Origin of the sequence: Microbacterium binotii (assembly GCF_021398715.1) — a bacterium.
Classification (GTDB): domain Bacteria; phylum Actinomycetota; class Actinomycetes; order Actinomycetales; family Microbacteriaceae; genus Microbacterium; species Microbacterium binotii_A.
In genome coordinates this window covers 785,529-809,152 of sequence record NZ_CP090347.1, presented here as the reverse complement: position 1 = coordinate 809,152, position 23,624 = coordinate 785,529, and the positions used below count along the sequence as shown (strand labels likewise).

Below are 23,624 nucleotides of genomic sequence, written 5' to 3'. Positions count from 1 at the left end.
GGCCTTCGTGAAGAAGGTGAGGACCTTACTTGAGGGTGACCGTCGCGCCGGCCTCTTCGAGAGCGGCCTTCGCCTTGTCGGCGGTCTCCTTGTTGGCGCCTTCGAGAACGGGCTTGGGAGCGCCGTCCACGAGAGCCTTGGCCTCGCCGAGGCCCAGCGAGGTGAGCTCGCGGACCGTCTTGATGACCTGGATCTTCTTGTCGCCGGCAGCCTCGAGGATGACGTCGAAGGAGTCCTTCTCCTCGACCTCTTCCGCGCCACCAGCAGCACCCGCAGCGCCGGCAACGGCGACGGGGGCGGCAGCGGTGACGTCGAACTTCTCCTCGAACGCCTTCACGAACTCGCTGAGCTCGACGAGGGTCAGGCCGGCAAACTGCTCGAGCAGCTCCTCAGTGGTGAGCTTCGCCATGATGTATCTCCTAGATAGGTGGGGGTGTGTGGGAAAGAGCTCGCCGGACGCTTACGCGGCCTCGGCGGTCTCCAGCTTTTCGCGAAGCGCGTCGATGGTGGCTGCAGCCTTGCCCATCGTCGCCTTCATCATGCCCGCGGCCTTCGCCAGCAGAACCTCACGGCTCTCCAGGGAGGCGTACTTGTTGACCTCGTCGGCACTCAGGGCGTTGCCCTCGAAGATGCCGCCCTTGATCACGAGAAGCGGGTTGGCCTTGGCGAAGTCACGCAGAGCCTTGGCGGTGGCGACGAAGTCACCGTGCACGAACGCCACGGCCGAGGGACCCTTGAGGTCCTCGTCCAGCGCCGTGATCCCCGCGTTGTTCGCGGCGATCTTGGTCAGCGTGTTCTTCACCACGGCGTAGCTCGCGTCCTGACGGATGCTGTTGCGCAGCTGCTTGAGCTGGGCAACCGTCAGACCGCGGTACTCGGTCAGCAGAACGGCGGTCGAGTCCTCGAAGTTCTTCGTGAGCTCGGCGACCGATGCATCCTTCTGCGCCATGGTCACTCCTTGATGTGAACGTGACACCCCGCGGTGGCGGAGCGTCGGCCTGGACCACCCGCACATGACAAAAGCTCCGGCGCAAGCGCACGGAGCTCGATTCCCGAAGGAGGAAGTTCAGTGTCACCTGCGCGGGCCCCTGCGTTGCAGAGCTTCGATCGCGACACGTTTGCACGTACGGCGATGACCAGCGGTCTTTGGCTTGTCACAAGACTACGCCACGTTGCCCGTCGCCCCAAATCCGCCCGGGGAGCGCGCGACCCCCGCCCCGATCATTCGGGCGGGGGTCGCGCGTCACTGCCGACCTTCGATCAGGCTCGCCTGCGCCGGATGCTGCGCGCCGAGACCCCGGCCCCCACCAGCAGCAGGGCGACGAGCGACAGCCCCACGATCGATCCGCCGTCCTGGCCCGTGCTGGGCAGCGCGCCGATCTGAACCTGTTGCCACCCGATCACGTTGCCCTGCGCGTCCTGCACGATGAGACGATGCGCCCCGGAGACGCCCGCGGGCAGAGTCACCGTGATGTTGCCGAGCTCGTCCACGCGGTACCAGCCCAGCAGCAGCGGGTCGGAGCGCAGCCAGACGCTCACCCAGTCGCCGGTGTACTCCTCACCGACGTGGATCGTGATCGTCTGCCCGGGCTGGAGGGTGGTCCCTCCCTGGACCTGGACCGCGTTCTGCGTGGCGGGCGTGAGCGCCGACTCGGGCGCGGGCGTCTCGACCGCTCCGCCATCCGTTCCCGGCACGGCCGGGCGCACGTCGATCGGCACGCGGATGACGGTGCCCGAGTCCGGCGCCGTGAGGGAGACGACCGCCGGACCGGCGACATCGCCCGGCGTCGTCAACGACACGTTCGCCACGCCGTTGGCGACGGCCACGGGTGCGTAGGCGGCCTGACCGATCGACGGCTCCAGCACCGCGTTGGCGGGGCTGCCGAGCGATGTGAGGTCGAACCGCGAGACCTGGAAGGTGACGGCCTCGCCCGCGACGACGGATGCCGGGACACCGGACACCTGTGCACTGCGGGAGGAGAAGTCCGGTGTCAGTGCGGGATGCGCCGCCAGGTAGTCGATCCAGGCGTCGCGGTCGACAAGACCCGAGTCGCGCGTCTGAGCCCCCTCCTTGAAGGTGCGGAAGTTGTCGCCGCCGGTCAAGAGGAAGTTGAACGAGCCCACGCGGTACTCGCGGTTCGGGTCGATCGACTGTCCGTCGATCCACACGCCCGTGATGTGCGAGCCCTGCGCCGCCGCGGCGTCGTAGGTGTAGAACACGTTCTCGGACAGCCCGAGCTGAAGGTACGGCCGTGACGGGACTTGCCCCTTGTCGTCGAGCTGCCACTGCTCCTCGAGCACCTTCGTGAACTGGGCTCCCGTGAGAGTCGTCGTCCAGAGGTTGTTGACGAAGGGCAGGACGGCGTTCGCCTCGGCGTACGTGATGACGCCATCGGGCGCGTAGCTCAGGTCGGCTCGCAACCCGCCCGGATTGACCACACCGATCTCGGCTCCGCCGCGGGCCGGGTCGGCCAGCGCGTCGCGGATGGAGTCCGCGACGAGGTTCCCCAGCGTCGACTGCGCGGCGCGGTCGTCGCGCGCTCCTCCTCGGTACACGCCGTCGACGTAGGAACCGCCGCTGAAGGCGGTCGTGATGTCGGCGGTCACCGACCCCACCGGCTGGTTGCCGACCGCAGCCGCATCCGCCAGCGTGGCGTCCACGATCCGCTTCACCTCGGCGACGCGGGGATACGCGGCGACCAGGTCGGCGTCCGCGGCGGTCGTGCGCGCGGCGTTCTTGACCGTATAGGACTCCACCGCTCCGGTCACCGGGTCGAGCTGCAGCACGACCTGGCCGATGTTCTCGCCGTAGTTCCCGGTCTGAACGATCGGACGGGTGCGATCCGTGCCCGGAATCGGAGCCTCCCACGCGTAGAGCTTGTGGGTGTGCCCGGTGAAGATGGCGTCGACCGCCGCCGAGGTGTCCTCGACGATCGAGGCGAACGCTCCCCCGTGGGCGACCTCCTGCTCGAGGGTCGACTTGTCCGGGGTGCCCGCCGATGCTCCTTCGTGATACTCCGCAATGATGACGTCCGCCTCCCCGTTGGTCGGGTCGCCGTCGGTCAGCTGCGCGGCCACACGGTTGACGGCTGCGACCGGGTCGCCGAAAGCGACTCCCGCGATGCCGTCGGGCGAGACCAGGCTCGGCGTCTCCTCCGTGACGGCACCGATGACGGCGACCGTCAACCCGTCGACGGTGAAGGTTGCGTACTCCGGAAGCAGCACCTCCCCCGTCTTCGCGTCGTAGACGTTCGCGCCGAGGTAGGTGAAGTCGGCGCTGTCGGCGACACGACCGGTGAGATCGGCGATCCCCTTGTCGAACTCATGGTTGCCGACGGCGGACGCCTTCAGTCCCAGCGCGCTCAGCACCTCGAGGGTCGGCTCGTCCTTGAAGTACGACGAGGCGAACAGGGAGGCGCCGATGTTGTCGCCGTCGGAGAGGAACAGGGTGTTGGCCTCGCCATACTCCGCACGCAGCTGCTCGATCGTCCCGGCGAACTTGACCGTGTTCTGGTCGATGCGTCCGTGGAAGTCGTTGATGTTGAGCAGGTTCAGCGCGACGGGGCCGGCGATCTGGAAGACCGCCTCCGCCGAGGTCAGGCTCGAGCCGAGCTGCGGCGCCGTGATCGGGATCGTGATCGCACCGCCGGGGGCGTCTACGGCAACCTTCACCTCGATGTCGACGGATGCGGTCGCGCCGGGCGCGGTCGTGGGGATCGACCATGTCAGCGTCGAGTCCTGACGTGCGACACCCTTCGGAAGGACCGGGAAGGACGCCTGGGTCAGCAGCTGGGTCGCGTCGGCGACGACGGTCGCACCGGCGAGGTCCACTCGTCCGGTGTTCTCGACCGTGAGCGTCAGCGTCGCCGTGTCGCCCGGAAGGACGGCCTCACCCGCGGGGACGTCGCTCGTGACGCCCGCGGTCCACATCGCGGGCCAGACGGGCTTGTCCGTGTCGAACAGCCAGTCCTGGAAGAACGCACCCAGATCGCGGCCGGAGACCTGCTCGGCAAGGGCGATGAAGTCGTCGGTGTCCGCGGAACCTCCGGCGTGCGCCTTCGTCCAGGCGGCATAGGTCGCGTCGAAGGCGTCGCGGCCGACGGCGGTCATGAGGGCGCCGAGCGTGTACTTCCCGCGGTTGTAGACCTGCCAGTCGTACAGTTCGGCCGGGTCGGTGAAACCGACGGTGGGCGTCAGCCACCGGGAGGCCGACGCGGAGCTCCAGCTGCCGAAGGAGTCGTTCTCCGGGGTGGTCTGGCTGAGGCCGACGCCGTAGCGGTAGTAGGTGGTGAAGAACTCCGCCGCGCCCTCGTTGAGCCAGATATGCGACCAGTCGGCCGGAGCGACCTCGTTGCCCAGCCACTGGTGGACGAGCTCGTGGATGAGCGTGTTGGCGGAGACGCTGCCGTCGAAGAACGGCCGGTCCTGGGTCTCCAGGGCGTACCCGACGCCGACGCGGTCGACGATGAGGCCGACGCTGTTGCCGGGGTAGGGACCGAGCTTCGTCTCGAGCCAGTCGATGATCTGCTTGATCTCACCGCGACGCGTGTTGATCGTGTTCTGGACGTTCACGCTGATGGTCGGGTCGACGAAGCTCCATTCGTGCAGCGTGCGGCCGCTCGCGAGGGTGATGTCGCTCTCCAGCACGTTGAAGCGCCCGATCGAGAGGACGGAGAGCTCGGTCGCCATGGGATTGCGCTGCTGCCAGTCCCACGTGGTCGTCCCCGCCTGCGCGTCGACGGTCTTGCCGATCAGCTCGCCGTTGCTCGCGACGCTCAGCGGGTTGCCGCCGGCCGTGGTGGGCGCCGTCACACTGATGTCGTAGGTGGCTTTGTCCGCGGGCGCGTTGTTCTGCGGGAACCAGGTCATGGCGCCGATCGGCTGGCCCAGGGCCGTCACGCCGTCGGATGTCTTCACCCAGCCCTCCGAGGAACCGTCGGCGTCGATGTGCCTGACAGGTGCACCCGAGTACGCCACCGCGACGGTGAACGGTCCGCTGACCGCCGTCGCGGGCGTGATGTCGAGCTTGAAGAGCGTGGCGTCCACATCCTGCTCACGGGAGAACTGCGCAGGCACCCCGTTGACCGTCACGCTGTCGACGGTCATGCCCTCGAAGTCGAGCGAGAAGGCCGACAGCGGCGCCGGAGCGGTGGCGGCGATCGTCGCGACCGCGCTCACGTCGTCGTTCGCGCGGTACGTGAGGTCCAGGTCGTAATGGGTGACGTCGTAGCCACCGTTGCCGACGTGGGGGAAGAGCGGGTCACCCGCCGTGCGGGCGCCGACCGTCGGCTCAGCGCCGACGGCGGGAACGGTCGCCACCGCGGAAGCGGCGACGACGGCTCCGACGATGAGCGCTGCGGTGAGGATCCGGCCACGGCGGTGCGGTCGGAGAGCGGAGTCGGACATGGTCCCCCTGGGTCGACACGGGCGCGAGTGCGCGAGGAAGGTGCAACGGCCCGACCCTAGGGTTCAGAGATTTCTTACCGGTTTCCCAGCCGTTCCAAATGTCCGCCCCGGCGCCGCCGGCGGCGCATGTCGTTCTCGAAGGCGTCGGCCACCGGGCGTACTCTCGAGAGGTGACCCCCGAACTCGCCGCTCGCATCGTCGCGGACTCCCGCGACCGGGTGGCGTGGATCCGGGCGCGCTCACGCGGCATCACGGCGACGGATGTGGCATCGCTCACGAGTGAGCGGGCGATCGCGAAGGCCGCCGACCAGAAGCTGGGCGGCTCGAGGTTCTCCGGCAACGCCTACACCGATCACGGCCGGCGACGCGAGCCCGAGATCGCCGCCTGGGTCGCGGCGACCCACGGCATCCTGCCCTCGTCCGCGCTCTTCCACGCGGTCGTGGAGAAGCGGCACCTCGCGACCCCCGACGGCATCGCGGTCGACGCCGAAGGCCGGGTGACGCTGGCGGAGATCAAGACGACCAACAAATCGTGGCGGTCGATCCCGCGCGGTTACCTTCGTCAGGTGTGGTGGCAGCAGCACGTGCTCGGCGCCGAGCGCACCCTCGTCGCCTGGGAGCAGCACGACGGCTTCGTCCCCGTCGACGACGAGCCGCGGTGCGCATGGGTCGAACGCGACGAGGTCGAGATCGGCAAGCTCGTGCGCCTTGCGACCGCCCTCATCGACGAGTTGCACCTGCGCACCACGCGCGGTCGCGCGCCTGCGCCGGCCCCGGAGGCCCCGCCGCGTCGCGAATATCGCGCACTCGTCTTCAGCGACTGACCCGTCGCTCGCTTCCCGCACCCTGGCAGTCGGGAATAGTTGACGCGCCTCAACGATTGATCATATAGTTGACTCAACTCAATCGTTGACATACATCAACTTACTGCGCCGATGACGCCGCACCCCACCGAAGGATGCCGCTGTGACCACCACCATCTCCCGTCCGACGGACGCGTCGAGCAAGACCTCGCGCCGTCACGTCCTCGAAGCCCTGTCCGGACTGCTGCTGGGCATGTTCGTGTCGATGCTCGCATCGACCGTCGTCTCGACCTCACTCCCCGTGATCATCCACGACCTGTCCGGGGACCAGAGCTCCTTCACATGGGTCGTCACCGCGACCCTGCTGACCACCGCGATCACCACCCCCATCTGGGGCAAGCTCGCGGATCTCACCAACCGCAAGGTGCTCTACCAACTGGCCATCGCGATCTTCGTGCTCGCCACCGCAGCCGCCGGGTTCTCGCAGAGCCCTGAGATGCTCATCGCATTCCGCGCGGTGCAGGGCATCGGCGCCGGCGGCCTGGCTGCGCTCAGCCAGGTCATCATGTCGGACATCATCAGCCCGCGTGAGCGCGGGCGCTACATGGGCCTGTTCGGCGCCGTGATGGCGGTCGCCACCGTCGGCGGCCCGCTGCTCGGCGGCGTCATCACGGACGCGTGGGGCTGGCGTTGGAACTTCTTCGTCGCGCTTCCCTTCGCCGTGGCCGCTCTGCTCATCGTTCAGCGCACCCTGCACCTGCCCCAGCGCACGCCGCGCAAGGTATCGATCGACTACACGGGCATCGTCCTGCTGGCCACCGCCGTCTCCCTTCTGCTCATCTGGGTCACCCTTGCCGGCAAGTCGTTCGACTGGTGGAGCCTGAACACGCTGTTCATGGTCGGCGGCGCGATCCTCGCGACGGCGCTGTTCATCGTCGTCGAGCTGCGGGTGCGCGAACCCCTCATCCCGCTGACGCTCTTCCGCAACCGCACCTTCACCCTGGCCGTGATCGCCTCGATCGCCACCGGCATCGCCATGTTCGGCGCCTCCGTGTACCTCAGCCAGTACATGCAGTCGGCCCGCGGCGCCACGCCGACCGAGGCCGGCGTCATGACCATCCCGATGATCGCGGGACTGCTCGTCGCATCCATGGGCGTCGGTGCGCTGATCACCCGGTTCGGCCACTGGAAGCCCTACCTCATCGCCGGTGGTGTGCTGCTGACGGCGGGCTCCGCGCTGCTCTCGACGATCCACTACGACACCCCCTTCGCCCTCGTGTCCGTGTACATGTTCCTGTTGGGCGCCGGCGTCGGCATGACCATGCAGAACCTCGTGCTCGTCGTGCAGAACACGTCGCACCCGAGCGAGATCGGCGCCGCGAGTTCGGGCGTCACGTTCTTCCGCAGCCTCGGCGGAACGATCGGCGTCTCCGTGATGGGCGCCGCCCTGGCGACCCGGGTGACGGATCTGCTCACCGACCGCGCGGACGAGGTCCGCACGGCACTGGCCGGGCTCGGCAAGGCCGGCGCGGAGTGGGCCACGCAGCTGAGCTCGGGCACTCTGCCGCAGGTCTCGGCCATGCCCGAGCCGCTCCGGGTCATCTTCGAGGATGTGTACGCGAACGGCATCTCGCACGCGTTCCTCATCGCCGTACCCGTCGCCGTCCTGAGCGTGCTGGCGATCGTCTTCCTCCCGAACACCCCGCTGACGCGGATGACCACGACCGAGCGGGCGCACGCCTCCGAGGCGGATCTCGCCACGGTCTCGGTGCCCGAGGCCATGGCCACGCTGACCGCCACCGGCGCCATCACGACGCAGTCGGGCACGCCGGATGCGGGCGACGAGCGCAAGTAGAGTGATGACGATGTCCGAGAAGTCGAGCGACGAGGAGCGCACCGAGGCCGTGCGTGCACTCGAGGCCCAGTTCAGCGACCTCATCGGACAGTTCCGACGCGTCATCAGTGAGAACGCGCATCGCGTCAGCCCGGGACTCCTCCCCGGCGCGTACAAGGTGTTCACGACCATTGCGCGCCACGAGACCGTGACGCAGGCGACGCTGGCGGATCACCTCCTGCTGGACAAGGGACAGCTCAGCCGGACGGTGCGCGAACTCGAGGCCCTCGGTCTCATCACGCGCTCCCCGGACCCTGCCGACGGTCGCTCCAGCCTGCTCTCGCCCACCGAGTACGGGCTCGAGCGGCTCGTGGCCGCACGCGCTCCGCAGGAGGGCGTGCTCGTACGCGCGCTGGAGAGCTGGGATGTCTCGGACATCGACAACCTGCGCCGCCTGCTCCAAGCGCTCATGGCCGGCATCAACCCCGGCACGGTCTCCTGAGATCAGGAAGGGCCCCCGCACCGGCATCCGGTGCGGGGGCCCTCTCGTTCTCGAGGGTCAACCGATGTGCACGGCGATCTCGTGGACGCGCGCGATCTTCGCCTCGGTCGTGGACGCGGAGGGGTTCGTCACGACGAGCCTCAGCTGATCGACGCCGGCGACGCCGACGGCGATCTCCCGCGCCCCTTGGGTATTGCCGGTGACACTCGCGACCGTCTGCCACCCCGCAGCCGTGTGAGCCTGGATCGAGAAGTCCACCAGGACCGTGCCCGTGCTGGTGCCGTAGCCGCTGTAGACCCCCACGGAGGCCACATCGAGCGGCTGGGCGAAGGTGAACGTTGCCGTCGGTGTCGCATCCCCGACGGCGGAGAGCCAGCGGCCCGCGTCCGAGCAGTCGCCGTCGACCAGCTTCGTGCCGGGTGTGGACGCACTGTTCTGCGAAGACACCTGCACGCTCGCGCCGATCGCATCGTGGTCCGCGCAGGGCGACGTGTTCGGGGCGCCTGCGAGCCAGTCCTTCACGAACTGCCCCTGGTGCTCACCGGCGAGGATGTTCCAGTCGTAATCGAACATCTGCGGCTTCCAGAAGTTGTCGAGGATCCACGCCTGCCACCCGATCCAGGGTCGTGCGTCCATGTACGTCCGGAAGGGCACGCCCCAGTTCGTGGTCGTTCCCGCGGTGATCGAGTCCGAGAACTCCCCCGGCGGGTTCCAGCCGAACTCGCTGACCACGACCGGCAACGTCTGGGCTGCCGTACCGAACTTCTGGTCCAGGAGTGCGGTCGTCGGCGCCCCCTGATTCGGGTACAGGTGGTACACGTAGGCCGTGTTGTCGTCGACGATGGGATTGGTCAACGCACCATTGAGCATCGTGCTCCACTGCGGGGAGCCCATCAGCAGGAGGGTGTCCGGCGCCTCAGCGCGGATCCCGTCGACGACCGGCTGGATGTAGTCCTTCCAGGTGTTCCAGCTCGCCGGCGAGATCGGCTCGTTGAACACCTCGAACACGACATTCGGGTTCGAGCCGTAGACGGGCGCGATGTAGTCCCAGAACCGTTCGACCGTCGAGCGCGGCACGGCGCCGGCCGCGTCCCCGTAGTTCCGCACGAGATGCAGATCGATGATGATGTAGACGCCGCGCTCGACCGCTTGAGCGACGTACGGGGCGATGTACTCGGCGTCGTAGGCGGCGAGATCCGTCGTCGCGCCGATCTCGGTGACCGGAAGGCGGATGACCCGCGCGTTCCAATCCACGGCCACGTCGATCAGCTCGGATGTGGGCCGCGCATTGCAGTACTCGCACAGGTCGTTCTGTTCGGGGGCGAGCACGGAGACTCCGCGCAGGGCGACGTCCTGGCCGTTCGCGTCGACGATGCGATTGCCGTCGACCTGCAGGGCCGGCAGAGCGGCGACCGCAGGACTCGCCGCTGCGCTGTCCGGCCCCGCTGCGGCGTGTGCCGCGAGAGGCACGGACAGCGCGACGGCGGCGAGCGCGGAGGCGACCGCCACCGGCCAGCGCCGACGTGCGCGTGAGGAGGATCGGTGCATGGTGTGTTCCCTTTCCTGTTCGTCGCCGGCCTCGTTGCCCACGACGCTTCCGGCCGAAGCCGGGAAGATCTCTCAACCGGTCGACACGACCGCATCCTGCGACGCGGGCCGGGGCTTCCAGTGATGCGTGCGCACCTCTTCGGGCCAACGCAGACCGATACCGAGCGTGTCGCCGAGCAGACGCTGGTAGTCCTCGAGCAGTCGCCGGTCGGCGCGGACCGCCCGCGGCGGCCGGGCCTCTCGCAGACTGAACGCGGCTAGTGCGCCCACGGCCTCACCGATCGCCCACTCCACGGGGTGCAGCCGGTAGCACCCGTTCGTGATGTGGGTGGTGCCGATGTTCTTGCCCGCGGGCAGGAGGTTGTCGACCCGCACCGGAAGCAGCGCGCCCAGCGGGATCTGGAACGGGTACGACTCGATGTCGACGTAGGTGCGTCCCGCGGTGCTCGGGTGCAGATCGATCCGGTAGTGGCCGAGGCCGACACTGTCGGCGAACAGCTCGCTGCCGGCACCCGCGCCGCGCGCCTCGACGCCCACGTGCTGTTCCACGACGCGGAACTCGGTGAGCGCCCGTCGCGCCTCACGGATGTACGGCGCCTTCGCATAGCCGTCGGCGGTTCCCGTCACGTCACCACGCAGTCGTAGCCCGGGGTAGCCGTGACCGCCGTCCTCGCGCGGCGCCTCGGTCTGCATCCAGTACAGGAACGACGCGGACAACTCGCGGCTGGCGGCCAGCGCCCGCTCACGCTGTTGCGCACCGACGCCCAGCAGCGGGGCCTCCCAGTAGTCGATCTGCGGCCAGTTCACGAGCGAGACGTCGGAATCGATCGTGCCGTCGCGGAAGTTCTCCGCCGCCACCACCCGACGGAAGCGCCACAGGTCGAAGGGCACGTCGGGAGTCGGATGCAGCTGGAAGATCGGGCGCGTGCGGACGCGCAACCCGATCGGCTCGACGTCCACCCACGACAGCTGCGGCCCCGGCCAGAACGGATCCACGTGCGTGCGCCAGTGGTCGTAGCGAGCGGGCTTGTCCCCGATGTGGTCCTCCCCCGGACGGTGTTCGAGGGCGAAGCACCATGAGATCGCCTGCTGGTCCATCGGGTCAGCGGTCTCGGGCGCGTGCAGCTCACCCGTGTCGTCACGCCCTTCCGCTCCGATGACGTGTTCGACGCCGGCGAGCTCGATGAGCTCGCCCAGCTCCGTGGCATCGACGACGATCGGCGCCCGCAGTTCCTTCTCCGCGCCGTCGGCGGCGCGCACCGTGACCGAGCGGACGCGGTCGCCCGCCGTCTCGACGGCGACGGGCCGATGCTCGAACAGCACGCGCAGCCGCCCGGAGGCCAGCCACGGCGCGACCATCTCCTCGATCACCGCCGCCGCGACCCGTGGCTCGTGACAGAGGCGGCTGACGATCCCCAATCCCGGGTCCAGCAGCGGGTCCCCCGCGGCCTTCGGCGTCAGCGGGTAGTTGCGGCGATAGTACGCACGCACCCGCTGCCGGAAATCGGTGTACCCGGGCGAGGCGTGCGGCCCCTCGATCCACGCGTTCTCGTCGGGCGGCACGGCTTGAGCCGTGAGCTGCCCGCCGAGCCAGTCCGTCTCCTCGGTGAGCAGCACGCGAAGCCCGAGCCGCAGTGCCGTCAGCGCCGCGGCGATGCCGCCGCATCCGCCGCCGATGATGAGAAGATCCGCATCCGTCCTGCTCATACGTCACGCTCCGTCCGCGCCTCGGCGACCGTGCTGCCCGCGACCAGCTCGCACCGCACCAAGACGCTCTCCCTGGGGGCGGTCGGATCCTCGACCATGGCGATGAGCCTGTCCACGGCGATGCGGCCGATCTCCTTCCGCGGGATGCGCAGATCGCTCCAGCCCGCGCCGGTCGCCGCGGTGTCCTCGAGCACAGCGACCGACACGTCGACCGGGATGGACACGTTCCGCTCTGCGAGACGTGCGCGCAGCGTGTCGGCGATCCGCTCGGACTCGACGACGGCGGCGGTCGCCCGGCCGGTCGCGAGCGCGTCGACGACGACGTCGGGGAGCCCGGACACCTCGTCGGTGTACCCCGGGGAGTCGTCGCGGAGCTTCAGGTGCTCGACGGCTTCCCGATACCCGGCACGCCGGTCGTCGTAGGGCTCGCCACCGATGGAGTCCCTCACGTACGCGATGCTGCGGTGACCGTTCGCGTGCAAGCGCTCGACGATCTCCGCGGCGGCGCTCCAGTAGTCGGGCACGATGCAGGGGAAGGGGGCTCCTGGCACGTCGCGACGTCCGATGTGGACGAAGGGATATCCGTCCTGCCAGAGCCTGGCGAGTTCCGCGCGGTCCGGGCTCATGCCGAGCAGGATGCTGCCGTCTGCGATGGTCAGGCGGTTGGTCTCGGCGCGGTAGATGCGACGCGTGCCGGAGCCGTCGCCCGTGGAGCTGAAGAGGACGAGGTCGTGCCCGCTCTCCTCTGCGCGCTCCTCGATTCCGAGGAGGAACTCGAAGTAGAACGACTCGCGCGCGTGGGGGAACAACGGCTCGAAGGTGTGCACGCCGAGCAGCTGGGTGCGCTTGCCACGGAGGTTGCGCGCCACCGGATTGGGCACGTATCCCAACTGTGCGATCGCATCCTGCACGCGGCGCCGCGTCTCCTCAGGAATCCGGGACGACGACGCGTCGCCGCTGATCACCCGGGAGACAGCGGACTGCGAGACCCCCGCCAGGCGCGCGACATCGGCCTGACGCGCGACGCGCCCGCGAGGGGGGAGCGAGGATTGATCGGTCATGCGGGTTCCTCCGTGGGCGTCAGGGGGCTGGGGGCGGTCATCGCGGTGTCGGCGATGAGGTCGGAGCGACCGACCTGGTGCAGCCAGCAGTCGGCCCAGTGGCCGTCCGGCTGCACCGTGCGCGGGGGCGTCTCGGTGCGACAGCGCTCCATCGCGAACGGGCAGCGCGGATGAAAGCGGCATCCCTCCGGCGGCTCGATCAGACTGGGCGGCTCGCCGAGGTCGTCGGCGGTCCCGAACAGCTCGTCACGGCCGAGGTTCGTGGCACGGTGGGGGTCGGGAGAGGACTCGACGAGCAGCTTCGTGTACGGATGCTGGGGACGCGAGATGACCTCGTCCTTGGGCCCCGCCTCGACCATCTGTCCGGCGTACATGACGACGATGTCGTCGCACAGGTAACGGGCGCTCGCGATGTCGTGCGTGATGTAGAGCATCGCGAGGCCGTCCTCGCGGCACAGGCGGTTCAGCAGGTTGAGCATCTCGAGCCGGATCGACACGTCGAGCATCGAGATCGGCTCGTCGCCCAGCAGCACGCGCGGCTTCACGGCCAGCGCCCGCGCGATCACGACGCGCTGGCGCTGTCCGCCGGAGAGCTCGTGCGGGAACTTGTCCAGGAAATCGCGGGCGGGGCTGAGGCTCACCCGTTCGAGGAGATCGATCATCTGCTGCTCGCGCTCGCCGCGCGTGGTCGCACTCTGATGCAGCCGGAGCGCGCGGTCGAGGTTGTGCCGCACGCGATGGAGCGGGTTGAGCGAGCCGAAGGGGTCCTGGAAGATCAGCTGTACGGCCTTGCGGTAGGCCTTGTCCACGTTCCGCCCGGTCGCCACGGGCCGCCCGTCGAGCAGGATCTCGCCCGAGGTCGGCTCGTAGAAGCGGGCGAGCATCCGGGCGAGCGTGGTCTTGCCGCTGCCGCTCTCCCCCACCACCGCCGTGACACGCCCCGGGACGAGGCGGATGCTCGCCCCTTCGACGGCGCGCACGGTCGCGGAGCGACCCACGGCGCCGGTCACCGTGAAGTGCTTGGAGACATCGATCGCCTCCAGAACCGCGTCGCTCATACGGGGACCTCCTCGTCGTGCAGGTGACAGGCGACCTCGCGGTCGCCGCGGGTGACGGGCAGCGGCAGTTCGCGCACACACCGGTCGAACGCGTGCGGACACCGGGGGGCGAAGGAGCATCCGGCGGGCAGTGCCCGCAGATCCGGGGGCGTGCCGGGGATCCCCTCCAGTCGGGTGGCCGTGGCGTGCAGGGGCGGGAACGAGTCGCGCAGCCCCTTCGTGTAGGGATGCAACGGCGAGCGATAGATCTCGGATGCGGCGGCGAGCTCCACCACGCGGCCCGCGTACATCACGGCGATGCGATCCGCGAGCTCGAGCAGCAACGACAGATCGTGGGTGACGAACACCACCGCGAAGCCGAACTCCCGGCGCAGGCGCAGCACCTGCGCCAGGATCTGCCGCTGCATCACGACATCCACGGCCGTCGTCGGCTCATCCATCACGATGAGCTCGGGACGGCACGCGAGCGCCAAGGCGATGGTGGCCCGCTGCCGCATCCCACCGGAGAGTTCGTGCGGATAGCTGCGTACCCGGTCGGCGGAGATGCCGACCAGCGACAGCAGATGACGCGCCTGATCCCAAGCCGCCGCTTTCGAGAGGGAACGGTCGTGGGTGCGCAGCACATCCACGAACTGCGCACCCAGCCTCATGACGGGATTCAACGCATCCATCGCGCTCTGCAGCACGATCGACAGTCGTGTCCACCGCAGCTCCCGCAGTCTCTTGGGCGTGAGGGTCACGAGGTCGATGGCCTCACCGCCTTCACGCGGGTGGTACATGATGCGCCCGGCGGTCGTCACGGCCGGCGGACGCTGGAGGCGCGTGAGCGCCGTGATCAAGGTCGACTTCCCCGAGCCGGACTCGCCCACGACACCGAGGATCTCGCCACGGCGTAGGGAGAACGTCACATCGGCGCAGGCGCGGGTGGGAGCGCCGAGGGACGCGTACTCCACGCTGAGCTGCTCGACCTCGAGCAGGACGTCGTCATCGCGCTCGGACACGGATGCGGCCTCCGCACGGTTCTCGGCGGCAATGGTCATCTCAGGCTCCTTCCACGGCGACCGCTGCGCGACGCACGCGCGCGGTGCGCTTTGCCACGAGGCGCGATGCCGAACGCAGCTTCGGGTTGGCGAGCTCGTCCACGCCGAAGTTGATCAGCGCGGCGGCCGTGCCGACCAGTGCGATGCACAGCCCCGGTGGCACGAGCCACCACCAGAGTCCTCGGAGCACGGCGCTCTGCTGTTGGGCGGCCTGGATCATGGTCCCCCAGCTGACCGCCGAGGAGTCGGACACTCCCAGGAAGGCGAGGCCGGCCTCGGCCATGACTCCGCCGATGAGTCCGCCGAGGAACATCGACGCGATCCAGCCGTACAGGTGCGGAAGCACCTCGGTGAAGATGAGGCGGGTGTGGGATTCCCCCATCATGCGCATCGCCTGGACGAAGTCGCGGCTGCTCACGCTCATGGCCTGTGCACGCAGCGTCCTCGCACCGCCGGCCCAGCCGAAGACGCCGATGATGACGGCGATCATCACGAGACCGGTGCCCTGCAGGTATCCCGCCACCACGAAGATCAGCGGGAGCACGGGCATCACGAGGAACAGATTGGTGACGAAGTTGAGGGCCTGGCCGGTGACGCCGCGGAAGTAGCCGGAGGGCACCCCCACGAGGATGGCGAGCAGGGTGCCGATCGCTGCGGAGAGGAAACCGACGAACATGGAGCCGCGCGCTCCCTCGACGACCTGCGCCAACACGTCCTGACCGAACTGCGTCGTGCCCAGCAGATGCTGCGGGCTCGGCGGCTGCGAGATGGCCGAGATGTCGTTCGCACGCGCATCCAGCCCGAAGATGTCCAGGAGCAGTTGCCCGAACAACGCCAGCAGGACGAAGAACCCCAGCACGACGACCCCGAAGGTCACCTTGCCGTTCGCGAAGAGGCGGTACTTCACGTCACTTCTCCTCTCGCACGCGCGGGTCGAGCCAGGCGTAGACGGAGTCCGCGATGAGATTCGCCAGCAGAACCGTGAGTGTCACGAGGAGGAAGACGCCCTGCATCACGGGGTAATCGCGCTTCTGCAACGCGGAGAAGAGCAGGTAGCCGATGCCGGGGTAGCTGAACACGATCTCGGTGAGCAGCGCCCCTCCGACCACACCGCCCAGCGCCATCGCGAAGCCGGTGAACTGAGGCAGCATGGCGTTGCGGGCCGCATAGCGCCAGCGCACGCGGGACGACGACAGGCCCTTCGCCTGAGCGAGGAGCACGTAGTCCTCGCCGACAGTGGTGACCGTCATGTTGCGCATGCCGAGCATCCAGCCTCCGAAGGCGGAGAAGACGATCGTCGCCGCGGGCAGCGCGCCGTACTGCAGCGCGCTCAGGATGAACGGCAGATTGAATCCGACTGGAAGGTTCGGATCGTAGCCGCCCGCGAGGGGGAACCAGCCGAGGATGAACCCGAAGTACCAGACCGCGAGCAGGGCGATCCAGAAGTACGGCACGGAGGACAAGAAGGTGGTGAGCGGTGTGACGATCGAGTCGAACCGCGACCCGGCCCGCCATCCGGCCGCGACACCGAGGGCCGTGCCGAGCAGGAACGCGGCGATCGTCGTCGTTCCCACCAGCAGCAGGGTCCACGGCAACCCCGTGGCCACGAGGTCCGCGACCGGAACGGGGAAGTTGACGATCGAGACGCCGAGGTCGAATCGCGACAGCTGCACGAGGTACGCCCCGTACTGCTCGAAGAGGTTCTCCTGCGGGTTGCCGAACAGCCCCTGGATCGATTGCAACGTGGCCGGCGGCAGGGCCTGTCCGCTCACACGTTCCAGCTGATCGATGATCGCCGCCGACGGGTCGCCGGGCATGAGTCGAGGGATGACGAAGTTGAGGGTGATCGCCGCCCACGCCGCGGCGAGATAGAACCCGAACCGGCGCAGCAGGAAGATCCCGCGGCCGCGTCGCGGCCTCCTCTTGGCCGTCACCTGCGCCACGCTGACCGTGGCAGAGGTGACGGCTCCTGGCGCCAGGCTCATGATGCGGGCGTGAGGGACAGGAGGGTCCGGATGGTGTCGGGCCCGAGGCTCGGGAAGGGCACTGCATCGAAGTCCTCCGGCGTCGGCCAGCCCTTCCAGTGAGAGGCGTTCACGTCGACGAACCAGTACGAGTTGTACAGCGGCGAGAACGGCACCTCGTCGACGACGATGCGCTGCATCTGCATCCCGAGGTCCTTCATCGTCGCCTCGTCGGCGGCCCGCGTCATCTCGGCGAGCACCTGGTCGGTCTCCGCATCGTTCCAGCGCCCGATGTTCGTTGCCGCGGCCGTACCCAGCGGCTCGGCGTAGCGACTGTCGAGGAAGCTGTACACGCCGTACACGCCCGCTCCACCCGTCGTCGCGATCGTCAGATCGAAGTCGCCGGTCTTCTGCTGGTCGTACAGGGTGGCGCCCGGTGCGCCCGCGGGCGCGACGGTGACCCCGAGGACCTTCTTCCAGCTGTTGATCATGATGTCGGCGTAGGCGTTCCACCCGAAGTCTTGGTTGAACGAGAGCCGGGGAGTGAACGTCTCGCCGTCCTTGACCAGTGCGCCGTCGACTACCTCGTATCCGCTGGCGGCGAGAGCCTCGACAGCTGCGGACGCGTCGACCTCCTGCACCATCCCCTGATACTCCGGAGCGATCCAGTCGGAGTAGATCTGGTCGACGAGACCCGTGGGACCGGCTTCGGTGCCCGGACGGTTCAGGGTGGCGGTGATGTCCGATCGCGGAATCGACATCGCAAAGGCGCGTCGCACGTTGACGTCGTCGAACGGCGCCTGAGCGGTGTTGTACATCATGGAGTACGCGCCGCCGGTGGCATACAGCTGGTAGAGGTTCGTCTCCGGGCTCTGAGCGACGAACTCCTCCTCCGCGTTCGGCCATCCGACCGGCGCCCAATCGACGTCACCGCGCAGGAGCTGCGCCTTCACGGTCTCGCCGCTGGTCGCGAGGATCTTCATGTACGCCATGGGGAGCTTCCCGCCCCAGTAGTCGTCGCGCGCCTTGAGCGTGACCTGCTGCGGGGCGAAGGCATCGAGGGTGAACGGGCCCGTGCCCACCGGGTCGGGGTTGGTCCAGGTGGTCAGATCCTGGTCCTTCCAGATGTGTTCGGGCACCATCGGAAGCGAGCTCGAGGCGAACTGGTTCAGCGCCGCGAACGACGGCTCGTCGAAGGAGACCTGCACGGTGTCGTCGTCGACCTTCTCGACGCCTGCGTAGGTGACACCGGCGAGGTTGAGCTCGGGCCGCTCGAGCGGAAGGGAGAGCGAGTAGGCCACGTCATCCGCCGTGAGCGCCTCGCCGTCGGAGAAGGTGACGTCGTCGCGGATGTCGATCGTGAGTCGGGTGCCGGACTCGTCGAAGTCGAGGGAGTCGGCCAACCAGGGCTCGACCACCGCGCCATTGGCGTAGTCGATGCGCGCCAGCGGCTCGTAGATGAGCTCTGCATTCGGCGCCTTCTCGGTCGCGGGACCGAGGACGTTGTAGTTGCGGACGTAGGTGGTGCCGCCGTCCGACTTGCCGAAGATGATGGTGTCGGCTCTGGTTCCGCCCGCGGAGGTCGTGCCGGCCGTGCAGCCGGCGACGGCGACGAGGGCGGATGCCGCGAGTACGGCGGCGAGGACTCGTCTGGTGGTGCGCATTCCTGTCTCCTTCGACTGGATGTTCGGGGGTGTCCGCGGCGTGGAGCCGCGGTGCTCAACTGCGGGGAGCACGCTGTTGTGCTCCGGAGGCCACCTCGTGTTCATTCGTATGAGCAATCCATTCGAGCGAGGAAAGTGGATGCTTCTACGTATGAGCAAGAGGTTATGAAGAAGCCCGGGCGAAGTCAAGAGCCGCCCGGGCTCCGGTGGGTTATTGGTTGCGGAAGGCGTCGTCGAAGGAGGCGGTGGGGGTGGGCCAGAGCAGGCTGCGGACGAACTCGACGGCTTGGGCTGCGCCGTGGAGGCGGTCCATGCCCGCGTCTTCCCATTCGATCGAGATCGGCCCCGTATAGCCGATCGCCTCCAGGGCGCGGAACGAGTCCTCCCAGGGCACGTCGCCGTGACCGGTGGAGACGAAGTCCCACCCCCGGCGAGGATCCCCCCACGGCAGGTGCGAACCCAGGACCCCGGCCCGGCCGTTGCGAGGCCGCATCCTGGTGTCCTTGCAGTCCACGTGATAGATCCGGTCCTGGAAGTCCCAGATGAAACCGACCGGGTCGATGTTCTGCCACATCATGTGCGACGGGTCCCAGTTGAAACCGAACGCGCCGCGGTGATCGATCGCCTCCAACGCCCGCACCGAACTCCAGTAGTCGTACGCGATCTCCCCCGGATGCACCTCATGCGCGAACCGCACACCCTCCCCGTCGAACACGTCGAGGATCGGATTCCACCGCGCCGCGAAATCCTCGAACCCCGCCTCGATGACAGACGCCGGCACCGGCGGGAACATCGCCACATACGGCCAGATCGACGACCCCGTGAACCCCACCACCGTGTCCACACCGAGCTTTCGCGCCACCCGCGCCGCCCGCTTCATGTCCTCCGCCGCCCGCCGACGCACCCCCTCCGCATCCCCGTCGCCCCACACGTACTCACGCACGATCGCCTCATGCCGAAAATCGATCGGCGCATCACACACCGCCTGCCCCGCCAAGTGGTTCGAGATCGCGAACACCCGCAACCCGTAACGATCAAGCACCTCCCGGCGCGACGCGAGATACGCACCATCCTCATCCGCACGACGCAGATCCAGATGATCCCCCGACGCCGCGATCTCCAACCCGTCATACCCCCACGACGCCGCAAGACGCGCAACCTCCTCGAACGCAAGATCCGCCCACTGCCCCGTGAACAACGTGACGGGATGCGTGCTGGTCATGTCAACTCCTTCGCTGCGGCCGAAGACTCCGGTGGCGCCGGAACGGGGGCGACATCGACCCAGCGCCGTTCGCGTGCGGAGGTGAGGACGGCGTCGGTGATCTCGGCGGCGCGCAGGCCGTCCGCGAACGTGGGCAGACCGTCAGGCGATGCTCCATCGAGCACCGCGTACGCGTCCGCGACGAAGCCGTTGAATGCGTCCTGGTAGCCCATGGGGTGGCCCGCAGGAACGAGTGAGAGACCACGGTCGCCGACAGCGCCCGGATCGCGCAGTACGAGCTGCGACCCCTCCCGGGAGCCGATCCACAGCTCCTCGGAACGCTCCTGAGCGAACCGTAGGCTCCGCGCCGAGCCGTGAAGCTCGAGCACCAGCCCGTTCTTGCGGCCGGGAGCCAGCTGACTGACCAGCAGGGTCCCGAGCGCGCCGCCCTCGAGCTCCACCACGACGGCGGCGATGTCCTCGTTCTCGACGACGGAGCCCGCGCGCGTGTCGAAGACCGTCGAGGTGCGCGCGGACAGCGCGACGATCCGGCGTCCCGTGACGAACTCGAGGAGATCGCACAGGTGGGAGCCGATGTCGGCGAAGGCCCGGGAGGCGCCGCCGAGGCTCGCATCCGCGCGCCAGTCGGTGTCGCCCGACTCCAAGAGCCAGTCCTGCAGGTATGCTCCGTCGATCGTGAGGATGCGACCGACGGCGCCCGTCGCGACGAGTTCGCGCGCCTGACGCACCACCGGGTGATATCGATACACGAACGGCACGGCCCCCGCGACGCCGGCCTCGGCCGCCGCGGCGACGACCGCGCGCGCGTCCTCGACGGACGTCGCCAGCGGCTTCTCGCAGACGACATGCTTGCCCGCGGCGAGCGCGGCCAGCGCCTGTTCGGCATGGTCGCGGTTCGGCGTACACACGTGGACGACGTCGATGTCGTGAGCGGTGACAAGTTCGGCGGCATGGGCGGCGGGACGCCCGATCCCGAGCCGGTCCGCGGCCTGCGCAGCCCGTTCGGGTGAGGAGCTGGCGAGCGCGACGAGGCGAGCACCCGCGGCACGAGCGGCGCGGGAGTGGACGGCCGCCATGAAGCCGCCGCCGAGGAACCCGGCCCGCACCGGGGACATCCGCGTCACAGTGTCACCTGCCGCGGGTCGCGGTCCGCGGGCACGAGCGGCAACGGCTCCACGGAGCTGTCGACCACGATGGGAACGCCGGCGTCGATGGACTCGTCGATCGCCACGAGGGTGTCCAGCACGTGATAGCCCAGCCGGCCCGTCGCGATGTGCGCGGCATCGGCACGGATCGCCCGCGCCATGTCCAGAACTCCGAGGCCGCGGCCCGCCTCGATGCCGACGGGCTCCACGGTCTCCCAGCTCGGCTCGGCGCCGCCGAGGGCACGCCCCACCCGCACCTCGCCGCCGAACGTGTTCGGGTCGGGCACGACGAGCGCGCCCTCTGTCCCGTTGATCTCGATGACTCCGCTGCGGGCCAGCACGGCGTCGAAGCTAAAGACGCTGTCGGCTGCGGCGCCGCCCTCGAAACGGGTCAGCGCCTGCACATGCGTCGGGACCTCGACCGGGAAAGCGGTACCCGCGCGATCGCCGACCTGGATCTCGCGCGTGGCGCGTGACTGGGAGCCCAGCGCCATCACCCGATCGATCGGGCCGAGGATGCTCACGAGCGCCGAGACATAGTACGGGCCCATGTCGAAGAGCGGCCCCGCGCCTCGGGCGAAGAGGAACTCCGGGTCGGGGTGGAAGGTGTCGGGACCGATGTACTGCATGGTCGTATGAGCCGACAGCGGGACCCCGATGTCGCCGCGCAGGACGGCGCGTCGCGCCGTCTGCAGGCCCGGGCCCAGGATCGTGTCGGGGGCGACGCCGACGCGCAGGCCCGCCGCATCCGCGGCAGTGAGCAGGTCGCGGGCGCTCGCCCGATCGATCCCGATGGGCTTCTCCGACCAGACGTGCTTGCCTGCGGCGATCGCGGCCGCGCTGACCGCGGCGTGCGCGGCGGGAATCGTGAGGTTGACGACGATCTCCACGTCGGGGTGGGAGAGCACATCCTCGGGGCCACCGGCGAGGGACACCTGGTGCCGCGCCGCCTGTGCGGCCGCGCGTGCCGTGTCCAGGTCACCGATGGCGAGGACGCGGACGTCGGGGAACGAGCGCAGATTGTCGAGGTAGGTGTCGCTGATCATCCCCGCCCCGATGACGCCGACGCCGACGGGCCCGGTACCGGTCATCGGATGCCCGCCTCGGCGAGAAAGGAGACGCCTGCCGCGAGTCCCTCGAACAGATCGCCGTCGTACTCGTCGAACTCGAGCACGGCGAGCTCGAGCGAGGTCGCCGCCAGAAGCGCTGCGGTCAACGGCACCTCCCCCTGCCCCGCAGGGACCTGTCCCAGATCACCCTGCGGCGAGTCGGGAAGGAAGGGGTCGACCCCGGTGGCGCCGTCCTTGACGTGCAGCGCTCGCAGACGCCCTCCGAGGCGTGTCACGAGCGCGGGCACGTCCTGCCGTCCGACGGCGGCCCAATAGGCGTCGAGTTCCAGGACGACATCCGCGCGCAGAAGCGAGACGAAGAACTCGTAAGCGCTCCGACCATCGATCGAGTGGTGGAACTCCTGCGAGTGATTGTGGTAGCCGACCCGCAGGCCACGGGATGCGGCCGCGGCCGCCGCCCGGTTCAGCCGATCGGCCGTGCGGCGCACGCCATCCTCGTCGCGCCAGTGCTCACCCCACACCATGGGCTCGAAGACCGTATGCGCTCCGAGACGGACAGCCGCGTCGAACACCTCGTCCAGCGTCGCTGCGCCGTCCTCTCCGGCACCCACGAGCGGAGCGTGAACGCTCGGGCTGCGCAGGCCGTGGCGCGCGAGGGATTCCGCCAGCGACACTCCCCCTTCCACGATGCCGTAGGCCTCGACGCGACGCACTCCGAGCCGGGCGAGGTGCGCCAACGTGTCCTCCCGATCGACGGCCAGCGCCTCGCGCAGCGAGTACAGCTGAACGGACAGTGCGGCTTCGGTCATGGGGGTCCTCGATTCTCTGACGCGACGGTGCGCAGGTGGGCGGGCGGCGATGCCACGCGATGGAGTTGACGAAAACCGACAGTAGTGCCGGTTTTCGGTTTCGTCCAGCCCCGCTAGGGTCGTCCCCATGCCCGAACCCTCTCCGCGCGGCTACGCCAGTGGTCGACGCCGTCGCGATCAGGTCGTCTCCGCGGCCTTCACCGCATTCGGCACCGTCGGTTACCGGCAGACGAGCATGAGCCAGATCGCCGCTGATTGCGGTGTCTCCCGCGCCGGGCTCTTCCACCACTTCCCGACGAAGGAGTCACTCCTCGAGGCCGTCCTCGACGAGCGGGATCGGCGTCATTCGCTGCGTTTCTTCGAAGGTGCCCCAGGCCCGGGCCACGATGGACTCGACCACTTCGCCCGGCTCGTCGCGCTCACCGGCGCCAATGCCACGACCCCGGGGATCGTGAGCTTGTACGCCGTGCTCTCCGCAGAGGCGACCGACCCTGCCCACCCCGCCCACGCCTACTTCGTACGTCGGTACGAGAACTCACGCCGCCATCTCACGATGGCCTTCGAGGACCTTCGCTCCCGCGGTCTGCTGCGAGACTCTTCCGTCGACGGACTCCGCCTGGCGGAGGAGATCATCGCCATCATGGACGGCCTGCAGATCCAGTGGCTGCTCTCCCCGACGGCTGTCGACATGCCCGGCCGCCTGCGCGAGCGCCTGACCGAGATCATCCGCGTCGAACTTCCTGAGGTGCCGCCCACGCCTGCCGCGGAGCTGTGACGTTCTCCACACGGTG

19 protein-coding genes are annotated in these 23,624 nt (G+C 68.8%); 4 read left to right on the top strand and 15 right to left on the bottom strand.

The annotated features are described in order from the left end of the window. Nucleotides 1-25 precede the first annotated feature (25 nt). From rplL to LXM64_RS04140, 3 genes are all read right to left on the bottom strand, one after another. Entirely contained in the window at nt 26-409 is a 384-nt protein-coding gene (gene rplL, locus LXM64_RS04150) for a 50S ribosomal protein L7/L12 (RefSeq protein WP_137417804.1), read from the bottom strand. 51 nt (nt 410-460) lie between these two features. Next, nucleotides 461-949: a 50S ribosomal protein L10 gene (gene rplJ, locus LXM64_RS04145; protein WP_137417805.1), complete on the bottom strand. Its 489-nt coding sequence runs from the start codon at nt 947-949 to the stop codon at nt 461-463. A gap of 311 nt (nt 950-1,260) precedes the next feature. After that, on the bottom strand, nt 1,261-5,406 hold the full coding sequence (locus LXM64_RS04140; RefSeq protein WP_234074750.1) for a 5'-nucleotidase C-terminal domain-containing protein: 4,146 nt from the start codon (nt 5,404-5,406) through the stop codon (nt 1,261-1,263). A 170-nt stretch (nt 5,407-5,576) separates the two neighbouring features. Between LXM64_RS04140 and LXM64_RS04135 the strand changes: the two genes are divergently transcribed. The 3 genes from LXM64_RS04135 (at nt 5,577) to LXM64_RS04125 (ending at nt 8,545) form a co-directional block, all read left to right on the top strand. Then, nucleotides 5,577-6,230 carry a YqaJ viral recombinase family protein gene (locus LXM64_RS04135; RefSeq protein WP_234074749.1) on the top strand — a complete coding sequence of 218 codons (654 nt, stop codon included), beginning with the start codon at nt 5,577-5,579 and terminating at the stop codon, nt 6,228-6,230. Nucleotides 6,231-6,372: 142 nt separating this feature from the next. After that, nucleotides 6,373-8,064 carry an MDR family MFS transporter gene (locus LXM64_RS04130; RefSeq protein WP_267955128.1) on the top strand — a complete coding sequence of 564 codons (1,692 nt, stop codon included), beginning with the start codon at nt 6,373-6,375 and terminating at the stop codon, nt 8,062-8,064. A gap of 10 nt (nt 8,065-8,074) precedes the next feature. Next, nucleotides 8,075-8,545 (top strand): MarR family winged helix-turn-helix transcriptional regulator, encoded by a 471-nt coding sequence (locus tag LXM64_RS04125; RefSeq protein WP_234074748.1) that lies wholly within the window; start codon nt 8,075-8,077, stop codon nt 8,543-8,545. A gap of 57 nt (nt 8,546-8,602) precedes the next feature. On the opposite strand, the gene LXM64_RS04120 is transcribed toward LXM64_RS04125, so the two are convergent. The 12 genes from LXM64_RS04120 to LXM64_RS04065 form a co-directional block, all read right to left on the bottom strand. Then, nucleotides 8,603-10,093, bottom strand: a complete 1,491-nt coding sequence (locus LXM64_RS04120) for a glycoside hydrolase family 5 protein (RefSeq protein WP_234074747.1) — start codon at nt 10,091-10,093, stop codon at nt 8,603-8,605. A gap of 72 nt (nt 10,094-10,165) precedes the next feature. Further along, nucleotides 10,166-11,800: an FAD-dependent oxidoreductase gene (locus tag LXM64_RS04115; RefSeq protein WP_234074746.1), complete on the bottom strand. Its 1,635-nt coding sequence runs from the start codon at nt 11,798-11,800 to the stop codon at nt 10,166-10,168. Next, a complete protein-coding gene (locus LXM64_RS04110) occupies nt 11,797-12,861 on the bottom strand; it encodes a LacI family DNA-binding transcriptional regulator (protein WP_234074745.1) in 1,065 nt (354 codons plus the stop codon). The genes LXM64_RS04115 and LXM64_RS04110 overlap by 4 nt, the downstream gene beginning before the upstream one ends. Beyond that, nucleotides 12,858-13,919 carry an ABC transporter ATP-binding protein gene (locus tag LXM64_RS04105; protein WP_234074744.1) on the bottom strand — a complete coding sequence of 354 codons (1,062 nt, stop codon included), beginning with the start codon at nt 13,917-13,919 and terminating at the stop codon, nt 12,858-12,860. Before LXM64_RS04105 ends, LXM64_RS04110 begins: the two co-directional genes overlap by 4 nt. Continuing rightward, nucleotides 13,916-14,959: an ABC transporter ATP-binding protein gene (locus LXM64_RS04100; RefSeq protein ID WP_234074743.1), complete on the bottom strand. Its 1,044-nt coding sequence runs from the start codon at nt 14,957-14,959 to the stop codon at nt 13,916-13,918. Before LXM64_RS04100 ends, LXM64_RS04105 begins: the two co-directional genes overlap by 4 nt. 1 nt (nt 14,960) lies before the next feature. Continuing rightward, on the bottom strand, nt 14,961-15,866 hold the full coding sequence (locus LXM64_RS04095; RefSeq protein WP_234074742.1) for an ABC transporter permease: 906 nt from the start codon (nt 15,864-15,866) through the stop codon (nt 14,961-14,963). Between the two features lies 1 nt (nt 15,867). After that, complete coding sequence (locus tag LXM64_RS04090; RefSeq protein WP_234074741.1) at nt 15,868-16,944, bottom strand: ABC transporter permease; 1,077 nt, start codon at nt 16,942-16,944, stop codon at nt 15,868-15,870. Next, nucleotides 16,941-18,587, bottom strand: coding sequence for an ABC transporter substrate-binding protein (locus LXM64_RS04085; protein WP_234074740.1), 1,647 nt, complete (start codon nt 18,585-18,587; stop codon nt 16,941-16,943). The genes LXM64_RS04090 and LXM64_RS04085 overlap by 4 nt, the downstream gene beginning before the upstream one ends. A gap of 211 nt (nt 18,588-18,798) precedes the next feature. After that, nucleotides 18,799-19,809, bottom strand: a complete 1,011-nt coding sequence (locus LXM64_RS04080; RefSeq protein ID WP_234074739.1) for a sugar phosphate isomerase/epimerase family protein — start codon at nt 19,807-19,809, stop codon at nt 18,799-18,801. Then, nucleotides 19,806-20,924, bottom strand: a complete 1,119-nt coding sequence (locus LXM64_RS04075) for a Gfo/Idh/MocA family protein (protein WP_234074738.1) — start codon at nt 20,922-20,924, stop codon at nt 19,806-19,808. The genes LXM64_RS04080 and LXM64_RS04075 overlap by 4 nt, the downstream gene beginning before the upstream one ends. Nucleotides 20,925-20,929: 5 nt before the next feature. Further along, nucleotides 20,930-22,045: a Gfo/Idh/MocA family protein gene (locus tag LXM64_RS04070; RefSeq protein WP_234074737.1), complete on the bottom strand. Its 1,116-nt coding sequence runs from the start codon at nt 22,043-22,045 to the stop codon at nt 20,930-20,932. After that, the gene (locus LXM64_RS04065) at nt 22,042-22,833 is read right to left on the bottom strand and encodes a sugar phosphate isomerase/epimerase family protein (protein WP_234074736.1); all 792 of its coding nucleotides are present in this window, start codon (nt 22,831-22,833) and stop codon (nt 22,042-22,044) included. The genes LXM64_RS04070 and LXM64_RS04065 overlap by 4 nt, the downstream gene beginning before the upstream one ends. Nucleotides 22,834-22,960: 127 nt before the next feature. Between LXM64_RS04065 and LXM64_RS04060 the strand changes: the two genes are divergently transcribed. Then, nucleotides 22,961-23,608 (top strand): TetR/AcrR family transcriptional regulator, encoded by a 648-nt coding sequence (locus LXM64_RS04060; protein ID WP_234074735.1) that lies wholly within the window; start codon nt 22,961-22,963, stop codon nt 23,606-23,608. Nucleotides 23,609-23,624 lie beyond the last annotated feature (16 nt).